We start from the raw sequence: 21,203 nt of genomic DNA, 5'->3' as shown, positions 1-21,203 counted from the left end.
GAAGCTCCTTCTGTCTTTTTTTGTTTGGTACACCAAGTATTAAAATCCTTTTGACAAACCCCTATTTGAAAGTTAAGTTGGTATATAAAATAATATAAAATAAGTTATAAATTTATTGAAAAGGAAAGAAAATGAATGCTGAAATTTATGAAGGCACTAAATGCTTTTTGGATGTACATACATCAAAATCTTTTTCGTAAAATAGCAAGTAATATCCGCTATAAACTTATGCTCCTAATGCTTTCTGTCATGATTTTACCATTACTAATTCTGATCATTTTTTCAATAAATGTTTCACAAAGTAATTTTGAAAAGGAAGTAGTAAATTCAAATGAGGCGAGAATTAATTTAGCAGGAAAATATTTGGATGAAAAGTTAACAGAGAGTGACAATATTTTGTTTGCAAGTTTAATAGATGAAAAATTAATACCAAGTATTAGTCAGATTAATGATGAAAATATTCCTTTAAATTTTAGTACGCTGGCTTATATCCAGGATAAGTTATTTTCTATTTACTATGGGAATAAACATGTGAATGCTGTTTCGATATATGCCAAAGAAAGCCAGACAGTCTACTCCATAAAAGAGGCAGATTTTAAAGTATCCAAGATTAATCAACTAAATGGGACTACCTGGAGTAATTTAGGGGTTCGTCCGAATTATAGTTTTGAAAGCAAACTGCCGAATCAAGGTTTTTCCCTTACAAGAAGTATCATAAGATTTGAGAATCGAAAAATTGTTGGTGGAATATCTCTGGAAATGAATTGGAATATAATCGATAGTGTCATTGAGATGCTGGAATCAGAACCGGAAAGTTCTGTTTTTGTGATAGACCGTCAGGGGCATATTCTATACAATCCTAAACTAGGTAAAAAAACATCTGTTGATTTTCAAAAAATCGTCAAACAAATGAATGATAGTAAGAAAAATATATCCTATCTAAAAATGAACAAAGGATATGTATTTTTTAAGAAGGCTTTCAACAATAAAGTGGCCATTGTAAAGGTGGTTCCTGAAAGTATGCTTTTGAATGGAGTCACGAAAACGCTTATCGTTGGAATAATTATTAGTGCTCTTTCGATTCTGCTTACGGTTATTTTATCGATTGTTATATCAGTAAGAACGACAAAGCCGATCATTAAGTTAGTAAATGCTATGAATGAAGTAGGAGAAAACAACCTTAATGTTAGTATTGAAACAGAGCGTATAGATGAAATTGGATTGCTCGAAAAACGATTTTCATCGATGGTTTTCCGAATTAATGAGTTAATTAATAAAGAGTACAAAAGTGAGATAGAAACACGAAACGCACAATTTATGGCATTGCAGGCACAGATCAATCCTCACTTTCTATACAACACCCTTCAGCTGGTAGGCGGAATGGCAGTGACTCATAAAGCTAATGAGATTTATTCGGTTATAAGTGCATTGAGTGATATGTTTCGTTATATAACAGGAAAGCAAGGAAACATGGTTTTAATTGACCGTGAGATAGAACATATTAAAAATTACCTATATATTCAGAACATGCGTTTTGAGGGGAAGGTACAGACTGATTTATACATTGAAGAAGGTACAGAGGGTTACACGATTCCAATGTTAACGATTCAGCCAATAGTAGAGAATGTTTTTAATCATGGATTTGAACAAAAAAAGGGATTATGGAAACTATCGATTGATGTTCAAAAAGTTTTTGACGATATTGAAATTACCATTACGGATAATGGAGTTGGAATTCCTGAGGAAAAATTAGATGACCTTATGGAGCAAATGAAAGGAATTCCCTATTCTTTAAATACAAAAGGAAGTATAGGTATTAAAAACGTTGCTGCAAGGATACGATTGTATTTCTGTAATGATTATGGTCTTGATATTTCAAGTACCGTCGGAAAAGGAACAATAGTGGTAATTCGGATTCCCGCTAAGATAGCTATGGAGGGTAATTAATGATTAAAATATTAATTGTTGACGATGAAAAATGGACAAGAGAAACGATTAAGCAATTTGGAAAATGGGACCAATATTGTATTGAAATAATTGGGGAAGCTGGGGATGGACAAGAGGGATTAAGGCTAATTGAACAGAGGTCTCCTGATATTGTCATCACGGATATGAAGATGCCTGGAGTTGACGGTATGGAGCTGCTTCAAATCATGGCAGACCGTTTCCCACAGGTTCAACTTATTGTGGCAAGTGGGTATGACGATTTTAATTTTATGCGCCAGGCAATCCGTTCGAGGGTTAATGAATATTTACTGAAACCAATCAATGCAGAAGAATTAAATCTAGCGCTAGAAAAGTGTATCAACGAAATTAAAAGTTCTTCACAGACACAATTTTATAAGCCAATATCTTTTTCTAGCAAAGATATCTCCGCCTTAATTATGGAATACAAAAAAACAATTACCTCATTTTTGCAAGAATTAAATATTGACGGCTTTGAAAATGTCATTCACCATTATTTTAATGAATTTAAAAAAGTGACTGGGGTTGACAGCAATGTAATTGCAAAGATTGAGCATGAATTTATTCTTACTTTAGAAGAACTAATGATAAAAAATAACTTTAATGTTCACGAGGTTTTTGAAAATAATGGGGAGCTAAATAGTGAATTTGACCTTTCCCTTGATAGAGTTATGAAGAAGCAACAAGATTTAGGAAAACGCTATATCGAGTATATGATTGATATAAATAAGCGGAAGAGCAAGTTAAACTTGGAGGAAATTAAAGAATATATAGAACGGAACTTTGCAGATATCGATATATCTTTAGAGGTCTTAGCTAACAAGTTTTTTGTAAGTAAAGAATACTTGAGTAAAACATTTAAAAATGTTTATGGATGTAATATCACCGAATTTATCGTCAGCCGTCGTATGGAATATGCAAAAAAATTACTACAAGGTAAGGAGTTTCAAATCAAGAGTATTGCCCAGATGGTTGGTTATGAAGATATCTCTTACTTTTATCGGGTCTTCAAGAAATATTTCAAAACTTCACCAGGTGAAATGAGACAAGGTTAAAAAAGTCCAAATGTAAGCGCTAATATTTTCAATATTTAAATTCTAGAGGGGCGATTAATATAAAAGTATGCTTTAAATATTATTCAGGGGGGTCACGAAAAATGAAGAAAGCGTTATCATCTTTGCTAATCTTTATTCTAGCTATCGGTTTGTTAGCAGGTTGTAATTCTAAGGAAACAGCTTCTGACGAAAATGGATCAAAGGCCGAAAAAAATGTTGAACTGAAAGTATTTATTGGACAACCACGTTTTAAGCAGCAGTATCAAACATACTTGGATCAATTTGTAGCCAAAGAGAAAAAGGAAAAAGGTATTAATGTAGAAATCAAATTGGAATTACCAAGTGTTAATCAGGCAGCACAATTATTAAAAACCAGGATGGCATCTGGTGATAGCCCTGACGTATTTGCTCTGCATGCAATCAATGATATACCTATTTACGATAAAGCAGGTTATCTTGAGGATTTATCAAATGAACCTTTCGTAGACAAAGTGTTTGATACGGTCAAACCAGCGATAACAAGTAATGGTAAGGTTGTAGCGGTTCCTTTGGAGACACTTCAATGGGGATATCTTTACAACAAGAAAATCTTTAAAGACTTAAATATAAAATTACCACAAACATATTCGGAAATGGAACAAGTTGTTAAAACACTAAAGCAAAAAAATGTAACTCCATTTTTGTTAACTTATAAAGATGCGTATATTCCTCAGTTATTTTTACCGCTAGCAGTAGGTGCAGCTCAAGCGAAGGACAATCCTGACTTTATTAAGGAAATGAATGAAGGAAAAGGCTCTTTCTCCGCGTTAAAAGATATGTTTAAAATTATGGATTTATCTAACTCTAATGGCACAAAACGTGCCTTTGAGAACGGACAAGATCAAGGAGCGGCAGACTTTGCTAACGGTAAAGCTGCGATGTGGATCCAAGGTCCATGGATGGCAGATTCGATTTTAAAAACAAACAAGGACTTTGAATTTGGCGTTGCTCCACTTCCAGTCAATGATGATTCAGCAACGACACAAATAAACCTTTCAACATCAACATCTCTTGCAGTATCAAAAATGAGCAAACATAAAGATGTAGCAAAGGATTTAATCAATTATATTTTGGATGATAAAGATTCTAGTGAATTTTATAAAAGCCTCGGGTTTAATGCTGTCTCTAGCAAACATACCTTTGAACCATTTCCTTGGTTAAAGGATTCAACTGAATATGTATCTCAAGGAAAGGCTTACCAAGATCCTCCGATTCCGATTGCTGTAAAAGACGAGTCACAGAAATTACTACAAAGTTATTTTGCGGGGGATGCATCTCAGAAGGATGTCATCAAAGGCTTGGACCGTGCTTGGGACCAATTCAACCAAAATAATAAGTAAATTTTAAATTCAGTGAATGATAAAGGCAGCTTACAGCTGTCTTTATCATTATCCAAAACAACAATGTCAGTGAGGTGTTAGGTAATGTCGCAGTTAAATAAGCAAAACGGTGAAATGGCTATTGAACAAGTACAATCTAAAGTAAGCTCTAAAAGTGGTTTAAATCTAAAAAAACATAAAGGTTCCATTAGTTTAATCCTATTTGTTCTACCTGCATTTCTATTTTATTCTGTATTCTTGTTGATTCCAATGATTGGAGCGGGATTCTATAGTTTTACAGATTGGACTGCTCTATCTCAAACCTATAACTTTGTTGGAATAAGCAATTATATAGAAGCTTTTAAAGATGACCCTGCATTTCGCCATTCTTTTTTCTTCACTTTAAAATATACAGCGTTCATGTTTGTTTTTCAGAACGTGATTGCGTTGCTTCTCGCCTTATTCATTGAAACTAGAGTTAGAACAAAAGCTTTTTTTCGAACCATCTTTTTTATGCCTAATATGTTGAGTTTGATAATTAGTGCATTCATGTTTTCATTTATTTTTACCAACGTCCTACCGGAATTATCCAAAAAGGCTGTATTATCATTTCTTGATCAGGGATGGATTGGTGATGCCAACGTTTCCTTCTACTCCATTCTTATCGTGTCCTTATGGCATGGGATTGGCTATATGATGGTTATCTACATGGCTGCGCTTCAAGGAGTTCCGCAACACCTAAAAGAGGCTGCTATGATTGATGGTGCAAATCCAATTCAAAGACTTTTCCACGTGACGATTCCGATGATCATGCATGCAATAACGATTTGCGCTTTCTTAACATTAAATGGTGCTTTTAAAGTTTTTGATGTAGTTTATGCACTTACTGCAGGCGGGCCTGGAAGATCGACACAGGTTATGGCGTTGAATATTTATGAAGAAGCCTTTTCCAATAATTTTAGATATGGTTATGCGAATGCTAAAGCGATGATTCTTTTCTTGATTGTTTTGGTCATCACGCTAATTCAAGTAAAAGTGTTGAAAAAGAAAGAGGTGGAAGCATAATGCAAAAGAAACTGGTTTCTATTGGTACAACTTTAGTTTTGGCAATTTTTGCGGCGATTTCATTTTTTCCAATATACATGGCTGTCATCAATTCATTTAAATCACAAGGGGAGATTTTTACATCTGTTATGAAGCTCCCTACAAAATTACATTTTGAAAATTATACAGGAATATTCGAAGAGTTAGATTTATTCAATAGTGCTTGGAATACCATAATTGTTACCGTTATCGGGCTGGCAGGAATTGTTATTTGCGGTTCATTAGCTGGATATAAACTAGCAAGAACAAAGGGTAAATTGAGCAACTTCTTGTTTACCTTATTCCTAGCATCAATGCTTGTTCCATTTCACTCCATAATGATCACGCTAACAAAAGTAGCAAAGGGGTTGTCCGTACAGGGATCCACATTCGGATTGGGCCTTATTTATATTGGCCTCGGGGTTAACATGGCGATATTTCTATATCATGGATTTGTTAAAACGATTCCGAAAGAACTTGAGGAAGCAGCAAGAATTGATGGTTGCAACGACTTCCAAATATTCACAAAAATTATATTTCCTCTTTTAAAACCTATTACTGCAACCATCCTTATTTTAGATGTCCTATGGTTATGGAACGATTTCTTATTGCCAATGATTATGCTTACCGATGTAAATAATTATACATTAATGTTATCGGTAAACATGTTATTCGGTCAATATAACAGCGATTGGCCAAAAATTCTATCCGGGCTTATTATCACGGCCCTTCCTGTCATTGTCTTTTACGCCATATTCCAAAAATACATTCTTAAAGGAATAGCAGATGGAGCTATTAAATAATTAATAAAGCAAATGATTAATAGATTAACTGGAAGGGGTTTACCTAATGCAACAATTGTTATATGGGGTAGCATATTACGATGAATACATGCCATACGACCGTTTAGATAAAGATATTCAGATGATGAAGGATGCTGGAATCAATGTAGTTCGGATTGCCGAATCGACCTGGAGTACCCATGAACCACAAAACGGGGTTTTCGATTTTACATCAGTGGATCGGGTTCTTGATGCGATGCACAATGCTGGAATCAAGGTTATTGTGGGAACACCAACCTATGCTGTTCCCACCTGGATGGTCAAGGAACACCCAGATGTGTTAGCGGTAACGCCAAATGGACCAGGCCGATATGGCGCTCGCCAGATTATGGATATTACCAATCCTAGCTATCTTTTTTATTCAGAAAGAATCATCCGAAAGTTGATTGGTCATGTAAAAGATCATCCTGCGGTAATTGGTTACCAAACAGATAATGAAACGAAGCATTATAATACAGCAGGACCGAATGTCCAACTATTATTCGTAAAATATATGAAGGAGAAATTCAAGACAATTGAAAGTCTAAATGAGAAATTTGGTCTCGATTATTGGAGCAACCGGATAAACAGCTGGGAGGACTTTCCCTCCGTTGTTGGAACTATTAATGGCAGCCTTGGATCGGAGTTTTCTAAGTTTCAACGAAAGCTAGTCACTGATTTCCTTAGCTGGCAAGTATCCATTGTTAATGAATATAAGCATTCCAGTCAGTTTGTCACACAAAATTTTGACTTTGAATGGAGAGGATACTCCTACGGAATCCAACCGAATGTAGACCACTTTGAAGCTTCAAGAGCCTTCGATATAACCGGAGTGGATATTTACCATCCTTCACAAGACGATCTAACAGGAATTGAAATTTCCTTTGGAGGCGATGTTGCCAGATCCACAAAGGGAAAGAATTATTTAGTAATAGAAACAGAGGCTCAAGCTTTTACTAACTGGACTCCATACCCTGGTCAACTAAGATTGCAGGCATTTAGTCATCTTGCTTCTGGGGCAAATATGGTAGCCTACTGGCATTGGCATTCCATCCATAACTCTTTTGAAACATATTGGAAAGGTTTATTAAGTCATGATTTTGAACCCAATCCTGTATACAATGAAGCGAAGACAATTGGAAAGGATTTCGAAAGACTTTCTCCACATCTAGTTAACTTAAAGAAAAAAAATAAAGTTGCGATTCTAGTTAGCAATGAGTCGTTAACCGCCTTAAATTGGTTTAAATTTAATCAATCAACCTCTAAGAACTACAATGACATTGTTCGACTGATGTATGATGAGTTATACAAATTGAATATTGGCTGCGATTTTTTGAATCCAACTAGTGAAAATCTTGGGGACTATTCGATGTTAGTGGTACCCGCATTGTATACTGCTTCCAATAATCTATTAGAACGATTAAACGAATTTATTAAAAACGGCGGACATATTGTTTATACCTTTAAGAGTGGTTTTACGGATGAAAATGTTAAGGTAAGAACTTCACATCAACCAGGCATCATAAATGAAGCTTGTGGTATTTATTACAATATGTTTGTTGAGCCGAAAAATGTTTCACTAAGAAATGATCCTTTTCAGGTAGGCGAAGAAAATAATTTTGTGGAAACATGGATGGAGCTAATTACGCCAACAACCGCAGAGGTTCTTGCTTACTATGACCACCCACAATGGGGTAAATATGCTGCCATCACTGAAAATCAATACGGTATGGGTAGTACAACCTACATTGGTTGTATACCAAGTGCAGTCATTATGAAAAAAGTACTTGAACAGGCTGTTAAAAAGGCTGGCTTATGGGGAGTAAACCAAGATTTAGCCTTTCCATTAATCATTAAATCTGGAATCAATCAAAATGGCAAGATGCTTCATTATTACTTTAATTATTCTGATGAAACGAAAGTCTTTAAGTATCCCCATAACGAAGGTTTGGAACTGTTGACAGAAAGAGCAGTGAATATAGGTGAAACAATGGATTTAGAACCTTGGGGAGTTATCATTATCGAGGAAGACCAAGAGGCGGAAGAAAGGAAACTACTAAAATGAATAACAAGCAAATTCATTGGTTTTCAACAACAAAGCTAGGTGGTTGGAAAGAGACGACGGTTTTTCAAACCGAATCAGGTTCACTCAATTTGACCCTGACGGATCAGATTGGACGGACTATAGATGGTTTTGGCGGCTGCTTTAATGAATTGGGACTTACCGCTCTCCAACATTTGACAGAAGAAGACAGAACTAAAGTGTATGATGCATTGTTTGATCCAAATGGTGAATGTAAGTTCGAAATCTGCAGGCTTCCAATTGGGGCAAGTGACTACGCACTAGAATGGTATAGTCACAACGAAGTAGATAATGATTATCATATGGAGCATTTTAATATCGAAAGGGATCAACAGTATTTGATTCCATTTATAAAAGAAGCGTTGAAACGTAATCCTAACATGAAATTGTTCGCATCCCCATGGAGCCCTCCAACATGGATGAAGTTCCCTAAAGCATACAATTATGGAAAACTGCGCTGGGAAAAGGAAGTTTTGGAGGCGTATGCTTTATACTTTGTAAAGTTTGTAGAGGCTTACAAACAAGAGGGTATTAAGATTGACCAAATCCATGTCCAAAACGAAGTGGTTGCTGATCAGAAATTTCCTTCATGTGTTTGGACCGGCGAGCAGCTTCGTGAATTCATTTCTGATTATTTAGGTCCAGCTTTTGAACGACATGGACTAAACACGGAAATATGGCTAGGAACCATTAATGGAATTGTCAATGAATTATTTCAAAAATCAGCATCTGATTATGATCAACTGGCAAATACGGTCCTAAGTGACCCTGAGGCTTATAAATACATTAAAGGTGTCGGCTATCAATGGGCAGGAAAGTATGCCATACAACAAACAGTCCAAAGCTATCCAGAACTACGTTACATGCAGACAGAAAATGAATGTGGAGATGGAAAAAACACGTGGGAATATGCTCAATACGTCTATAATTTGTTTCGACATTACTTCGTGAATGGTGCAAACTCTTATGTTTATTGGAACATGGTCTTGGAACCGTTTGGCCGAAGCACTTGGGGATGGGAACAAAATTCTATGATTACAGTCGATCCTGAAACACAGGAAGTCATTTGTAATCCAGAGTTTTATGTGATGAAGCATTTCTCTCATTTTATTAAACCTGGTGCGGTTAGGATTGAAACAAATGGTCCATGGACCGGAAATGCAGTTGCATTTAGAAATCCGGATGGCTCAAGAATAGTTGTTATTTCAAATCCGTTTGAAAATCAACGTGAACTTTGTATCGGAGAAGGAATTGAAAGATATAAAGTTACATTAGAACCTTCTTCATTTAATACATTCGTATTTTAAGTGAAAAAACACCCTATTATGATTTCAGAAATTGATCATAATAGGGTGTTTTTTCATTTTATATTCTCTTCAAAATTTAATAACTTTTTTCAAGAAATAATGAATTAATTACAAAATAGCATTGAAAAAAATCAGATAGGTGGTAAAATTTAATTAAAGTTATACGTACAAGTGGGGGATTTTCGGATATCTTGTAAGGATTAATAATAAGGATTTCAAGTTTCTTATTTCAAACTTGTACGCATAAAAAATGAAAAATAGAATTATATTTTTATAGAATAAATTAAATAGAAACTAGTTTTGTAAACGTATTCTAAAGGACAGGTGAATTTAATGGCTAAGTATACGATAGGAGTAGATTATGGAACGCAATCAGGAAGAGCTGTGCTTGTTGAGGTTGGGAGCGGTAAAGAAGTAGCCACTGCTGTAAAAGAATATACTCATGGGGTAATGGATGAGTTTTTACCTGATGGGATCACGAAGTTAGAACATGACTGGGCTTTGCAGCATCCGAATGATTATCTTGAAGTATTACAGGTTACTATTCCAGAAGTGTTAAAGAAAGCGGAAATTTCTGCTGATGATGTAATCGGCTTAGGGATTGACTTTACTGCTTGTACGGTCCTCCCAATTGATGAATATGGAACACCATTGTGTTTCAATGCGGAATTTAGGAACCACCCTCACAGCTATGTAAAGCTTTGGAAACATCATGCAGCTCAAGATGAAGCGAATCGCTTAAATGAAATTGCTGAAGCGCGCGGAGAAAAGTTTTTACAGCGTTATGGCGGAAAGATTTCTTCTGAATGGATGCTGCCAAAAGTATGGCAGATTTTAAATGAAGCACCTGAAATTTATGAAGCAGCTGACCAAATATTAGAGGCGACAGATTGGGTTATTTCTGAGTTGACAGGAGAAATAAATCGAAACAGTTGTACAGCTGGATACAAAGCTATCTGGCATAAACAAGAGGGATACCCATCCAATGAATTTTTCAAGGCGCTTGATCCACGTTTGGAAAATGTAGTCGAAGAAAAACTATCAACTAAGATTGTCCCAATTGGGTCTAAAGCAGGGGAAATTACTTTAAAAGCGGCAAAGTTAACAGGTTTGAATCTAGGTACAGCAGTAGCTGTCGCTAATGTTGACGCTCACGTTGCCGTCCCAGCAGTAGGTATTACTGAGCCAGGTAAATTGTTAATGATTATGGGAACCTCAACTTGTCATATCTTGCTAGGTGAAGAAGAAAAGATTGTTCCGGGTATGTGTGGTGTGGTTGAGGATGGTGTAATCCCTGGATTTATGGGGTATGAAGCAGGTCAATCCTGTGTAGGCGACCATTTCGAATGGTTTACTGAAAACTGTGTCCCTGCAAGCTACCACGAAGAAGCAGAAGAAAAAGGAGTAAACATCCATCACCTATTAACAGAAAAAGCAAATCAATTACAAGTTGGTGAAAGCGGCCTCCTCGCGTTAGATTGGTGGAACGGTAACCGCTCTACTCTGGTTGACGCGGATCTTACAGGTGTTCTCCTAGGTGCGACTCTTTTAACAAAGCCAGAGGAAATCTATCGTACATTAATTGAAGCAACAGCCTACGGTACACGAATGATTGTTGAAACTTTCCGCAACAATGGAGTTCCAGTAAATGAGGTTTATGCTGCTGGAGGAATTGCTGAGAAAAATGCGATGATGATGCAAATTTATTCGGATGTATTAAATATGGATATTAAGATTTCTGCTTCTTCACAAACACCTGCTCTTGGATCAGCGATGTTTGGTGCAGTCGCAGCAGGAAAAGACCGCGGCGGTTACGACAGCATTACAGATGCTGCCAAAGATATGGGCAGTGTAAAAGATTACATCTACCAGCCAATTAAAGCTAATGCAAAAGTGTATGATCAACTTTTCAACGAATATGCCCGCCTTTATGATTATTTTGGCAGAGGTGAAAACAATGTCATGAAAACCTTGAAAAAGATTAAAAAAGAAAGCTCCTTGGAAAAAAGGGAGGAAACTGTATGTTAGAACGATTAAAAAAGGAGGTTTTAGCAGCTAACTTGCAACTGCCAGAACATGGGTTGGTAACTTTTACTTGGGGTAATGTAAGTGGGATTGATCGTGAGCAAGGTCTTGTTGTTATTAAGCCAAGTGGTGTTCCTTACGAAGAGTTGAAAATAGATGATCTTGTTGTTTTAGATTTAAATGGAAGAATCATAGAGGGAACATTAAGACCTTCTTCTGATACTCCAACTCATCTTGCACTGTACCGGGCTTTTAGTCAAATTGGCGGAATTGTTCATACTCATTCACCATGGGCTACAAGCTGGGCTCAGGCAGGGCAAGCAATTCCTGCACTTGGAACGACGCATGCTGATTACTTTTATGGGGCAATTCCTTGTACACGTACCTTGACCCAAGAGGAAATTGAACGTGGATACGAACTTGAAACAGGTAATGTAATTATTGAAACCTTTGAAAAAGAAGGACTTGATCCCCTATCAATGCCTGGAGTTTTATTATCAGGCCATGCTCCTTTTAGCTGGGGGAAAAATGCAAACGAGGCTGTTCACAATGCGGTTGTTTTAGAGGAAGTAGCAAAAATGGCGTTAAACACGTTCAAGCTTAATCCACAAATGAAACCTATTGACCAATTTCTGCTAGATAAGCACTATCTTCGCAAACATGGTGTGAATGCCTATTACGGCCAAAAGTAGGCAGTAGAGACAGCAACAATTTTATGACTCTTTCCGAGGTAACTTGTACGGATGACTAATAATAAAATATTCATAATTAATCTGATATAAAAATATATTTCATTTACTCTAGGAGGAATTACCTTGTTAACTACAAAAGCTTATGAATTTTGGTTTGTAACAGGAAGTCAATTATTATATGGAGAAGATGTACTGCGACAAGTAGAAGAGAATTCAAAAACTATCGTAAATGGTTTGGACGACGATTCTGCTGTACCTTATAAATTAGTTTTTAAATCTGTAGTAAAGGATTCTGATTCGATCCGCAAACTGATCCTAGAGGCCAATGCAGATGAAAATTGTGCAGGAATTATTACATGGATGCATACATTCTCACCATCAAAAATGTGGATTGCAGGTCTGTCTGCCCTTCAAAAGCCTTATCTACATTTAGCTACTCAATTTAACCGTGATATCCCATGGAATTCTATCGATATGGATTTCATGAATTTAAATCAAGCCGCACACGGCGACCGTGAGCATGGATTCATCGCCAGCCGCCTAAAAGTAAAGCGTAAGGTTGTTGTAGGTCATTGGGAAAACCAAGATGTTAAAGAACGTGTTGGCAGCTGGATGAGAACAGCAGTTGCTTTTGAGGAAAGCAAAAACTTAAAGGTTGCGAGATTTGGTGATAACATGCGCCAAGTAGCAGTAACAGAGGGTGACAAAGTAGAAGCGCAAATCAAATTTGGCTGGACAGTTAATGGTTACGGAGTGGGTGACTTAGTTCAACGCATGAATGATGTAACGGAACAAGAAATTGATCAGTTAATGGCTGAATATGAAGACCAATATGATATTACTCCTGAAGGACTTACTGATGGTCCAGTTAGAGATTCCATCCGCTATCAGGCAAGAATTGAACTTGGTATGAAAGCATTCCTAATTGAGGGTGGCTATACTGCATTTACGACCACTTTTGAAGATTTACACGGAATAAACCAACTTCCTGGTCTTGCCGCTCAGCGTTTAATGGAACAAGGCTATGGTTTTGCTGGTGAAGGAGACTGGAAAACAGCAGCGCTTGTAAGATTGATGAAAATCATTGCAGGCAATGAAGGGACATCCTTCATGGAAGATTATACATATCATTTTGAGCCAGGAAATGAAATGGTACTTGGTGCCCATATGCTTGAGGTATGCCCATCTATTTCAGCTACTCGACCGAAAATTGAGGTACATCCGCTTGGAATCGGCGGTAAAGAAGATCCTGCGAGAATTGTATTTGATGGAAGAGGCGGCGCGGCCTTAAATGCCTCCATTGTTGACCTTGGACATCGTTTTCGTCTCCTAGTAAATGAAGTGGATGCAGTGCAGCCAGAGAAAGATATGCCTAATCTCCCCGTTGCTAGAGTATTATGGACAACTCAGCCATCTTTAAGTCAAGCTGTTGAGAATTGGATCCAAGCTGGCGGAGCCCACCATACTGGATTCTCATATAAAGTAACAACAGAACAACTAAGAGACTTTGCAGAACTAGCTGGAATCGAAATGGTTGTTATTAATAATGACACGAACACAAATGCATTCAATAACGAATTACGTTGGAATGACATTATTTATCGTTAATTAAAAAAAGACAGAAGGAGCTCTAAGTTTGAAGCTCCTCCTGTCTTTTTTATTTTTTTAAATAGTGCCAACGCTTCCTTAGGGGTGAATAAGTTACAATACTTAGTTTATTGGGTACACAAACAAAGATTGAGATGCTATAATAAATCCAATCGTAAGTAAATAAAATGTAAGCGTTGTTTTTGCGATTACTAGAGGCAGTTAAAACTGAAAAACATAAAAGTAATGCAACTAAGATTATCAATCAATCAGGAGGAAATTCTATATGAAGAATATGTTTATGATTGGAAATGCCCATCTAGACCCCGTTTGGCTTTGGCGCTGGCAGGAAGGCTTTCAAGAAGTGAAGGCGACATTTCGTTCGGCACTCGATCGTTTGAAAGAATATGAGAATTTTATTTTCACATCCAGTTCAGCAGCTTATTATGAATGGATTGAAAAAAATGATTCGAAGATGTTTGAGGAAATCAAGGCGAGGATTCAAGAAGGCAGATGGATCATCTGTGGCGGTTGGTGGATCCAACCAGATTGTAATATTCCTAGTGGTGAGTCATTTGTCCGCCAAGGCTTAATTGGTCAAAATTATTTTAAAGAAAAGTTCGGTGTGACTGCAACGGTTGGCTACAATGTTGACAGCTTTGGACATAATGGAATGCTTCCGCAAATATTAAAGAAATCAGGGATGGATTCCTACGTATTTATGAGACCGGGGCCAGAGGAAAAAGGACTTCCAAGCCGTTTGTTTTTGTGGGAATCTAAGGATGGTTCGCGGGTAAAAGCCTTTCGTATTCCTTTTGAGTATTGTACATTTGACCATCTCGAAAACCATATAATGCATTGCAAAACAGAGCTGAAACATTCTTTTAACAACTTAATGTGCTTTTATGGTGTTGGTAATCACGGGGGTGGACCGACCAAGGAAAACCTTGAGATTATTGAAAAATTAAATGGATCGATCGAAGATACAAATCTTGTCTTTAGCTCACCGAATGACTTTTTCTACCATGTGGAAAGCCTGAAGGACCAGCTTCCTGTTGTTCATGATGACCTGCTCCACCATGCCGTTGGTTGTTATTCTGTTCATTCGGAAGTAAAAAAGCTAAATAGATATTCTGAGAATCTTACAATTATGGCTGAAAAGTTTTCATCGATTGCAAACTGGACAACCGGACAAGTATACCCAGAGGATATGAACCAAGCTTGGAAGGGGATTTTATTTAATCAGTTTCATGATATTTTAGCAGGAACAAGCATTGAATCAGCGTATGATGATGCAAGAGATTTATATGGGGAATCAATCAGCATCTCTTCAAGAAATATGAATTACGCTTTACAATCATTGAGTTGGAATATTGATATTGAAGAAGAAAAAGGCATGAAGCCAATCGTTATCTTTAATCCACATTCATGGCCGGTGAAGGTGAATGTTGAACTTGAGGATGGGTTGTTTGTAAATTACTTACTTCCAGAAGAGTTCATAATCGAAGATGTAAATGGGAATGAAATACCATACCAAATTATTGATCCCGTAGCAAAAATTCCAAATCGAAAAAGAGTGGTATTTTTGGCAGCGCTTCCGCCACTAGGTTATAGCACCTATAAACTTCGTGCGGTTAAGCCTGCAAATGAGTTTGATACAGTAAAAGTAACAGACTGTGAAATGGAAAACGATCGCTTCAGGCTTGTTATTGATCCAGATTCCGGTGGAATTAGCAGCTTATTTGACAAAGTCAAGCAAATTGAAGTATTTAAGAATGACGCAGCTATTCCTGTTGTAATGAATGATTCTTCTGATACATGGGGACATGGGACACTGCGATTTGATGAGTTTGCAGGCGAATTCAAGCCCGTTCGAATTAAGAAGCTTGAAGAAGGACCGGTAAGAGGCGTTATCCGGGTGACATCAAAGTTTCAATCTTCAATGATAGTTCAAGATTTTATCATGTATAAACAATTCAATAAGATTGAAGTCAAAGTAAAAGTAAACTGGCAAGAAAGCTATCAAACGTTAAAAATCAAGTTTCCTGTAAGTTTTAATCAGAGGAATGCCACCTATGAAATTCCATTTGGGCATACTTCTCGTGAGTCGGATGGAAACGAAAAACCAATGCAAAATTGGATTGATATAACGGGAACAATCAGCAAACACAGGGAAGATATTTACGGCCTAAGCATTCTTAATGACGGGAAATATGGGGTCGATGTGAAAGGAAACACGATCAACTTAACGGTTTTAAGGAGCCCAATCTATGCACACCATGCACCATTTATCCCTGACAAGGACGAAGACTACCCGATTATTGATCAAGGGATTCAAACTTTTACGTATCAATTGTTACCACATGAAAACAGTTGGGAAGAAGCTGAAACTGTAAAGCATGCACTAGAATTAAATCAAAAACCGCAATTGATTATTGAAACCTACCATAAGGGTTCACTGCCGCAAGAAGATTCATTTATTTCGATTAATCAATCAAACATTATTCTTTCTGCTTTAAAGAAAGCCGAGAATCATGATGACTTGATTATTCGTTTATTTGAAATGAATAATGCAGAAACGGTTGCAAAAATAGAATTGAAAAACTGGGGTAGATCATTCGAACTGCACTTTGGGCCATTGGAAATCAAAACATTATGCATCCCGAAAAATCCTGAAGAGCCAATTTATGAAACAAATTTAATTGAAAATCTAGGGGGGGAACTTTGAGATGGAAACTAAAATAGTTGAAATAGGAAGAGAAAAAGCTGAGAAAATTCTGTTACAGAACGGGGGAGAGCTTGGTCTGCTCGGATCAAGTACCGCTTACCAACAAGTCTGGGCAAGAGACAGTATGATCTGTGGACTTGGTCTTTTAGTTTGTGATAATGACATGGGGCAGATGGTGCACCGCAGGTCATTGGAAACATTGGGTCGTATCCAAAGTGAACTAGGAAAAATTCCACATAATGTTGGATTTCCGAATGTTGCTGACCCAGCTTTAATCGCACACGGTGGTAAATTAGAGAATGAGGGTGAAAACGGTCAAGCTGTGGAAGATTCCATTCATGCAGGGTGTGTTGACGGCAACATTTGGTATATCATTGGCCATTACTCGTACTATATGGAAGTGAAGGACAAAGAGTTTTTACAAAAATGGTGGGGCAATTTAGAAAGGGCATTGCTATGGCTTCGATATCAAGATTCAAATGAGTGCGGTTTATTGGAAGTTCACGAAGCAATGGACTGGGCTGATTTATTTGCAAACCGCTATAATGTTCTATTTGATAATGTTTTATATGCTGCTGCATGGAAGTGCATGGGACATATGGCAGATGCGCTAGATATTCCTTCAAGCTATTATTATGACAATGCTAAGGATGTAAAAAAGAAGATTAATATCCTTTTGTGGATAACCCCAGAAAATCAGGAGAAAATGGATTGGGTTAAAAAAGAACGGAAAGAATGGATATATCCAATCAAGCGCGTCGAAACGGAATTAGTGGAAAGACCATTTTATTTACCATATATGGGGTTTCGTGATTATGCTGACCGATTTGATACACTCGCAAACTTACTGGCGATTGTCTTTGGAATTGCTGATGAAGATAAAGCAAATAAAATATTGGATTATATCCATGGTTGCGGAATCAATGAGCCTAATCCGGTACAAGCCTTGTATCCAGCGATTCGCGAAGGTGAAAAGGATTGGCGGGATTACTATCGGGTTCGAAATCTTAATTTGCCGCATCATTATCATAACGGCGGATCATGGCCATTTATTGGCGGTTTCTATGTTGCTGCGCTAATCCAGGCCAAAAGGTTTGAGGAGGCAGAGTATCAAATAGGGAAATTAGCTCAGATGAATAAAGCAGGTAAGAAGGATGAATGGGAATTTAATGAGTGGTTTCATGGACAATCAGGACGACCTATGGGGTATGCAGGCCAATCGTGGTCGGCAGCGATGTATCTGTTTGCTGAGAATGCTGTGAAAAATCAAAAGGTTAATATTTTTAATACTGAGCATGAGTGGTGTAATTTTTAATTCTCCAAATATTTAAAGGGTGATGATCAATGAAAACTAGAGGAATACATCAGTTTATCTATCGGATAACCGAACTGATCATGCAATTTGCGTATCTCCAATTGTTATGGATTGCTTTTACGATACTAGGGTTAGGGGTATTTGGGATTTTTCCCGCTACAGCAGCTATGTTTTCTGTTATCCGCAAATGGGTAATAGGAGAAGTGGATACACCCGTATTTAAAACATTCTGGAAAAACTATAAAATAGAATTTTTTAAAGTAAATGGACTTGGTTTGATACTAGCAGCAATTGGATGGTTATTGTATTTTGATTATCACTACTTTGCGATAGGTGTATCTATTGGCAGCACGATATTGAAAATAATGACATTATTGATTGCTTATTTATTTATCACGACATGTATCTATTTTTTCCCGATTTTCGTTCACTTTGAATATAGGTTTTTTGCCTATATAAAATATAGTTTTTTATTTAGTCTTGCCTCACCACTCAAAACAGCAGGATTATTTATCATCACCTATTTATTCTATTTTTTATCAATGAAAGTACCGGCTCTTTTTCTGTTTTTTAGCGGTAGTATTATTAGTTATATCTGGATGTGGTATATATATCGGACGATTGCTAGAATGCCTTCTTCAATAAAGGATGAAAATGACGAGAAATAATATCTGAAAATTATATATTTTCGTTTGACAAAAGATAGACAGGCGCTTACAATTTGATTAGATAGTATTTAGCACCAAATTGGGAACGTTCCCGATAAGTGAAGTGTAATTCAATGGGCTATTTCTTAAAGCCTATTGAATTACACTGTATAGGGATCAGTTGCAAGGTGAAATAAAAATTTTTTCGACTGAATGTAAACGGTTTCTATAGATGGTAATTGGGTTTATCATCTTGCCTACTTGTTGGTAGTTCTGTTAGTCCATCGATAGGATGGTAATAACTATATGAGATTTGCTGTTTCTACGATCGTTTCAAAACGGTAGAGTGAGCCGTACCAGGATCAATGTTATAGATGTTTAATAGTTTTAAAAAAATTTTGCATTATATTGGGAACGTTCCAATTTTCTTGCAAGGGTGAGGAGGTTTAAACATGAGCTCTACGATTATAGATGTTGCTAGATTGGCCAATACTTCAAAAAGTACAGTATCTCGTTATTTAAATGGCCAGCCAGTAAAAAAAGAAACAGAAGAAGCGCTAAAAAAGGCTATTAAAGAATTGAACTATCATCGTAATGAAAATGCAAGAAGATTGGTTGTAAATAAAACGCAAACCATTGGGATTGTCGTTGACAGTATTACGAACATGTTTTATCCGATGATCTTCAGAGGAATTGAAGAGGTGGCAAAGGAAAAGGGTTTTAATTGTGTTTTCTACAGTATGACTTCTTATAACTACAAGGAATCTTATTTTCAAAATCTATATTATGAAGGTCATGTTGACGGAATTATCTTAATCAGCTTCAGGAAAAGGGATAAAGAGGATTTATTGAAATTAGCGGAATCTGATTGCCCGGTTGTTGTCTTTGGGGATTCTGCCGGTGTGGATGGTTTAGTCTCTGTTGATGTTGATAATTATTACGGTATTTCTGAGCTTGTGAAATATCTTAATAGAATTGGCCACCGAAAAATCGCTTATATTTCAGGACCTTCAGATGCTGCGGCAACAAAATGCCGTTTAGCTGGCTATCTTGAAACAATGGAACTATTAGGATTAGATATTAAAACAGATTTGATTGTTTCGACAGATTGGTCAAATGAGGATGGATATCTGGCAATGAATCAATTATTAAATTCTGGAGACTTCACTGCCGTTGTTGCTTCAAACGATGAAACAGCGATTGGAGCATTAAGAGCGGTTCAGGAACGAGGATATAACGTCCCAACCGACTTTTCGATTACTGGATTTGACGATATTACACTATCAAGCTGGGTTTATCCTTCATTGACAACAGTGAAACAACCATTTATGGAAATGGGCACAAAAGCAGCGATTGAACTATTTAATAGAATGGAAAATAAGATCGAATATTTTTCTGAACGACATCTATTAACACCAAAACTAATTATTCGCGATTCATGCAGAAAAATATCTGTGCCAATATCCAACTAAGTTCAACAAGAGAAAAATCAATCGATTTGGTTGAAAAATAGATTGATAGGTTTACTACATAGGAGATGACTCCTGAAAAACACACATGTTCAATGATGTAACAAAAAAGAATATAAGGCTGTGAAAATATGAGAAATTCTATTAATAAATCTCAATACGGTTTCTACTTTGTGGTTCCATTTTTCATTTCATTTCTAGTTTTTGGCTTAGCGCCAATCATATATTCACTCTATCTAAGTTTTACAAAATGGGATGGTTTCTCCGACCCAGTCTTTGTGGGCTTAGCAAACTATTCACGATTACTGCACGATACTTTCTTTTTTAAGTCAATTGGGAACACGTTAATTATCTGGATTCTTTCCATTGTTCCTCAATTGGTACTTTCGCTACTGTTAGCGATGATTCTCAATGAAAAATTTATTCGTGGGAAACATTTCTTTCGAGCAGTCTACTATTTTCCGCATATCGTAACACCTATAACATTAGGGGTTTTGTTCAGTTTAATGTTTGACTGGCAAACGGGGAGTGTTAATAAGTTATTGATGGGGATCGGGCTTATTGACGATCCAGTGAATTGGTTAAATAGTCCATGGTTATCAAGGCTTATTGTTGCAGGAGTAATTATGTGGCAATACTTTGGATTCAATCTTTTAGTATTTATCGCCGGACTTCAATCCATATCCCCTGAATTATATGAAGCGGCTGAAGTGGATGGAGCCTCACGCTGGAAGATCGCTACAAAAATTACCTTGCCTTTGTTAAAACCGGTACTGTTATTTACCTTTATTACTTCGATTATCGGTGGTCTGCAATTATTTGACGCACCATTAATGTTAGGTAATGGCCCTGATAACTCAACACTAACAATGGTTATGTATTTATACCAAACAGCTTTCAAAAACTTTGATTATAGTTATGGAGCAGCAATCGCTTACGCAATCTTTGTCATAATATTAATCTTCTCATTAATATCTATTAAGTTTTCAAAAATGAATAAAGTTGAACAGTAAAATGACTTTTTACTTTAAAAAGTAGGAGACTTTCCGCTTAGAAGAAAGGGGATCC

At 36.7% G+C, this 21,203-nt stretch carries 15 protein-coding genes; all 15 read left to right on the top strand.

Features of this window, described 5'->3' with window-relative positions; translation table 11 throughout:
- Positions 1 to 135 precede the first annotated feature (135 nt).
- The 15 genes from ACSU6B_RS18725 to ACSU6B_RS18655 all read left to right on the top strand — a co-directional run bounded on the left by ACSU6B_RS18725 (position 136) and on the right by ACSU6B_RS18655 (position 21,148).
- The gene (locus tag ACSU6B_RS18725) at positions 136 to 1,947 is read left to right on the top strand and encodes a sensor histidine kinase (RefSeq protein WP_410887561.1); all 1,812 of its coding nucleotides are present in this window, start codon (positions 136 to 138) and stop codon (positions 1,945 to 1,947) included.
- On the top strand, positions 1,947 to 3,020 hold the full coding sequence (locus ACSU6B_RS18720) for a response regulator transcription factor (protein WP_410887559.1): 1,074 nt from the start codon (positions 1,947 to 1,949) through the stop codon (positions 3,018 to 3,020). Before ACSU6B_RS18725 ends, ACSU6B_RS18720 begins: the two co-directional genes overlap by 1 nt.
- Before the next feature lie 101 nt (positions 3,021 to 3,121).
- On the top strand, positions 3,122 to 4,399 hold the full coding sequence (locus tag ACSU6B_RS18715) for an ABC transporter substrate-binding protein (RefSeq protein ID WP_410887557.1): 1,278 nt from the start codon (positions 3,122 to 3,124) through the stop codon (positions 4,397 to 4,399).
- Between the two features lie 114 nt (positions 4,400 to 4,513).
- Complete coding sequence (locus tag ACSU6B_RS18710) at positions 4,514 to 5,443, top strand: carbohydrate ABC transporter permease (protein WP_410887567.1); 930 nt, start codon at positions 4,514 to 4,516, stop codon at positions 5,441 to 5,443.
- Positions 5,440 to 6,264: a carbohydrate ABC transporter permease gene (locus ACSU6B_RS18705; protein WP_098930746.1), complete on the top strand. Its 825-nt coding sequence runs from the start codon at positions 5,440 to 5,442 to the stop codon at positions 6,262 to 6,264. Before ACSU6B_RS18710 ends, ACSU6B_RS18705 begins: the two co-directional genes overlap by 4 nt.
- A gap of 46 nt (positions 6,265 to 6,310) precedes the next feature.
- Positions 6,311 to 8,347: a beta-galactosidase gene (locus ACSU6B_RS18700; RefSeq protein WP_410887555.1), complete on the top strand. Its 2,037-nt coding sequence runs from the start codon at positions 6,311 to 6,313 to the stop codon at positions 8,345 to 8,347.
- Positions 8,344 to 9,672 (top strand): glycoside hydrolase family 30 protein, encoded by a 1,329-nt coding sequence (locus tag ACSU6B_RS18695; protein ID WP_410887553.1) that lies wholly within the window; start codon positions 8,344 to 8,346, stop codon positions 9,670 to 9,672. The genes ACSU6B_RS18700 and ACSU6B_RS18695 overlap by 4 nt, the downstream gene beginning before the upstream one ends.
- A gap of 333 nt (positions 9,673 to 10,005) precedes the next feature.
- On the top strand, positions 10,006 to 11,700 hold the full coding sequence (gene araB, locus ACSU6B_RS18690) for a ribulokinase (protein ID WP_410887551.1): 1,695 nt from the start codon (positions 10,006 to 10,008) through the stop codon (positions 11,698 to 11,700).
- Positions 11,694 to 12,389: an L-ribulose-5-phosphate 4-epimerase gene (araD, locus tag ACSU6B_RS18685; RefSeq protein ID WP_410887549.1), complete on the top strand. Its 696-nt coding sequence runs from the start codon at positions 11,694 to 11,696 to the stop codon at positions 12,387 to 12,389. Before araB ends, araD begins: the two co-directional genes overlap by 7 nt.
- A gap of 123 nt (positions 12,390 to 12,512) precedes the next feature.
- On the top strand, positions 12,513 to 13,997 hold the full coding sequence (araA, locus tag ACSU6B_RS18680; protein WP_410887547.1) for an L-arabinose isomerase: 1,485 nt from the start codon (positions 12,513 to 12,515) through the stop codon (positions 13,995 to 13,997).
- A 265-nt stretch (positions 13,998 to 14,262) separates the two neighbouring features.
- Positions 14,263 to 16,704, top strand: coding sequence for an alpha-mannosidase (locus tag ACSU6B_RS18675; RefSeq protein ID WP_410887545.1), 2,442 nt, complete (start codon positions 14,263 to 14,265; stop codon positions 16,702 to 16,704).
- Between the two features lies 1 nt (position 16,705).
- The gene (locus ACSU6B_RS18670; protein WP_410887543.1) at positions 16,706 to 18,019 is read left to right on the top strand and encodes an amylo-alpha-1,6-glucosidase; all 1,314 of its coding nucleotides are present in this window, start codon (positions 16,706 to 16,708) and stop codon (positions 18,017 to 18,019) included.
- A 29-nt stretch (positions 18,020 to 18,048) separates the two neighbouring features.
- A complete protein-coding gene (locus ACSU6B_RS18665) occupies positions 18,049 to 18,687 on the top strand; it encodes a YesL family protein (RefSeq protein ID WP_410887541.1) in 639 nt (212 codons plus the stop codon).
- Between the two features lie 431 nt (positions 18,688 to 19,118).
- On the top strand, positions 19,119 to 20,138 hold the full coding sequence (locus tag ACSU6B_RS18660) for a LacI family DNA-binding transcriptional regulator (protein ID WP_410887539.1): 1,020 nt from the start codon (positions 19,119 to 19,121) through the stop codon (positions 20,136 to 20,138).
- Positions 20,139 to 20,266: 128 nt separating this feature from the next.
- Positions 20,267 to 21,148, top strand: coding sequence for a carbohydrate ABC transporter permease (locus ACSU6B_RS18655; protein ID WP_410887537.1), 882 nt, complete (start codon positions 20,267 to 20,269; stop codon positions 21,146 to 21,148).
- Positions 21,149 to 21,203 lie beyond the last annotated feature (55 nt).

The organism is Neobacillus sp. C211, assembly GCF_051842875.1.
Taxonomy (GTDB): Bacteria; Bacillota; Bacilli; order Bacillales; family Cytobacillaceae; genus Neobacillus.
Note: the sequence above shows the minus strand (reverse complement) of the source record. Positions and strands in the feature narration are given on the sequence as shown.